Here is a 2,637-nt window from a genome sequence, read left to right on the forward strand (position 1 = left end):
CGTAAGCACCGCAGGAACGAGCGAAGCGAGTGACGAGGAGCGCAGCGAGCGTGCGCCCGCCTCGCGGCTGGGACTTCGGTGGTGGTCGTGTCGATCTGCGATTTATAAGCGAATACGTACAGCCTCGCGGCTGGGGCTCCGGTGGTGGTCGTGTCGATCTGCGATTTATAAGCGAATACGTACAGCCTCGCGGCTGGGGCTTCGGTGGAGTCCCCCTCGAGCTACTATCGGTTATTTATAAGCGAGCAGCTGGTGATTTGGCGGTGTCCGCCGCGGATCCGCGGTCAGTTATTTATAAGCGACCAACAACCGAATCGGCGACCGTCGCCGCCGCTCGGTTCGAGTGATAAACGACGCCGACCCGTCACCCGATTACTTATAAATAGTGCGCGGTTCGGTCGGCTTCGCGCCTGTCCGTTTATTGGAACCGCACGCCCAGATCGTGGAGCTTCTCGTTGTTCGAGGCGACGTTGATCAAAAGCGGTGTCAACCCCTCTATTTCGGGTGCGTTGGCGATTCCGCCCGCGTCGAGCGCGCGCAGCCCCTCGATCCCCTCGGCGACGTCCGCGACCGTCCGCTTCGCGTCCTCGTCGTCGCCGATGACGAGCGTGTCGACTCCGAGGTCGGCGTCGAGGTTCGCGAGCCGCGCCGCCGCGAGGTTGTGGAAGGCGCCGACGACGTCGACGCCCTCGGGCGCCGCGTCGGCGACGATGTTCGTCACCGAGCCCGCGCCGGGCCTGTGGTAGTGGAACCCCTCGTCGTCGCGTTTCATCCCCGTCGCGGGCGAGACCAGCACGTCGCCCTCGTCCAGCGACGCCGCCACCGCCTCGACGGTGTCGCCGACGTGGTACGGCGGGACCGCGAGGACGACGATCCGCGCGTCGGCCGCGACCGCGGCGTTCTCGCCGCCCGCGACGGTCGCGTCGAGCCCGCGGCTCTCCAGTTCGGTCGTGTACTCCTCGGCCTTGTTCTCGGCCTTTTCGGCGTCCCGCGACCCGATCGCGACCCGGTGGGGCGTGTCCGCCGCCAGCCGGAGCGCGAGCCCCTCGCCGATGTCGCCGGTGCCGCCCAAGATGGCGATTCGCATACGATCCGTGCGGTCGCTCGCGTCTTAGAGGTTGCGCGACCGGCCGTCTTCGCCACGGTCGAAATCGACGGATCCGCCGCGGTCGAAGCCGGGGGCTTCTTGTCCGAACGCGCGGAGGCGACGCGCATGGACGAGCAGGACCGCGTCGCCGCGTTCGTCGACGAGTACGGATTAGAGACCGACCTCGCCTACCACGCGCTCGACCTGGAGAGTGAGGTCGGCGAGATCGCGAAGGAGGTGACGACCTCGACGGGCTACGGGAGCGACCCGGACGCCGCCGCGATCGCGACCGACGAGGTCGGCGACGCGCTGTTCGCGCTGCTCGCGCTCGCCGAGGCGGCCGACGTCGACGCCGCCGCCGCGCTCGACGAGGCGCTGGCGAAGTACGAGTCGCGGATCGCGTCGTCGGGCGACCCCGGGTCCGGGCAGTAGCCGCCCGGGCGGCGACGCCGGACCCGGACCGGAGGGACGCGCGCGAAGCGCCGGTTCAAGTGCGTCGCGCGCCTACGGGGCCCATGCCCGACGCCCCGTCGCTCGCGCTGCGCTACGTCGCCTGCGACGCCTGCGAGACGGTGTTCGCGCGGCCCGACGACCCCGACGAGCCGACCGCCTGCGATCGGTGCGGCGCCCGCCCGCTCCGCGACCTCTCCGGGGTCCGGGGGCCGGACGCGTACTTCGCGCCCTGAGACCGGTCCGGGCCGCGGCCGCGAGCCTCGCGACCCCGGCGGAGCGGTCGCGCCGACCGGCCTACCGGCGGTCGTCCGGTTCCAGCTCTCCGGCCGCGATCGCGCGGAGTTCCGCCTCGGAGAGGCGCTCGATCACGGACTCGGGTATCCCGTCCGGAACCCCGGCCGGAACCGACCCACCGCCGTCGCTCCCCGCCGCTCCGGTCGCGCCGTCCGCCTCCGTCGGTCGCCGTCCGCCGTCCGCCCGAGACGCCCCGCGGGAGCCGTCGTCGCCGCTGCCGTCGACCGTCAACCGGCGCACGGTCCGTTCGACCTCCTCGACGGCCGCCGACTGGCGCTCGCTTTCGGCCGCCAGCTCCCGCATCTCCTCGGTGACGCGGTTCGACTGCTCGACCACCCCGTCGATCGTCGCGGCGATCTCCTCGGCGGCGGCGGCCTGCTCGTCGGTCACGTGCGAGACCTCGTCGATCCCGTCGGCCGTTTCCGTCACCGCCTCGGCGATGTCGGTGAGGTTCTCCGTCGCGTCGGCGACGCGCTCGCTCCCCTCGTCGACCCGTCCCGTCGTCTCCGAGAGGCTCTCGACGGTCTCCTCGGTGTCGGTGCGGATGCCCTCGACCATCGACTCGATGTCGCTCGCGTGTCGCTGCGACTCCTCCGCGAGCGACTTGATCTCGTCGGCGACGACGCCGAACCCGGCGCCCGCCTCGCCCGCCCGCGCCGCCTCGATCGAGGCGTTCAGGGCGAGCAGGTTCGTCTGGTCGGCGATGCCGTTGATCGCGTCGACGAACTCGTCGATCTCCTCGACGCGCTCCTGGAGCGCCTCGACGTCGGCCGCCACCTCGTCGACGGCGTCGCCGATGTCGT

Annotated in this window: 4 protein-coding genes; 2 read left to right on the plus strand and 2 right to left on the minus strand. The window is 71.2% G+C overall.

Features of this window, described 5'->3' with window-relative positions; translation table 11 throughout:
* Nucleotides 1-418: 418 nt before the first annotated feature.
* Nucleotides 419-1,087 carry an NADPH-dependent F420 reductase gene (gene npdG, locus B9G38_RS15920; RefSeq protein WP_086221025.1) on the minus strand — a complete coding sequence of 223 codons (669 nt, stop codon included), beginning with the start codon at nt 1,085-1,087 and terminating at the stop codon, nt 419-421.
* A 126-nt stretch (nt 1,088-1,213) separates the two neighbouring features.
* Between npdG and B9G38_RS15925 the strand changes: the two genes are divergently transcribed.
* Nucleotides 1,214-1,519 (plus strand): MazG-like family protein, encoded by a 306-nt coding sequence (locus B9G38_RS15925; RefSeq protein ID WP_086221026.1) that lies wholly within the window; start codon nt 1,214-1,216, stop codon nt 1,517-1,519.
* Between the two features lie 83 nt (nt 1,520-1,602).
* Nucleotides 1,603-1,773 carry a hypothetical protein gene (locus B9G38_RS18420; protein WP_198945723.1) on the plus strand — a complete coding sequence of 57 codons (171 nt, stop codon included), beginning with the start codon at nt 1,603-1,605 and terminating at the stop codon, nt 1,771-1,773.
* A gap of 61 nt (nt 1,774-1,834) precedes the next feature.
* Here the strand turns inward: B9G38_RS18420 and B9G38_RS15930 are convergent.
* On the minus strand, nt 1,835-2,637 hold an 803-nt coding region (locus tag B9G38_RS15930), incomplete at its 5' end, for a methyl-accepting chemotaxis protein (RefSeq protein WP_233127245.1).

This window comes from Halorubrum sp. SD612, assembly GCF_002135005.1.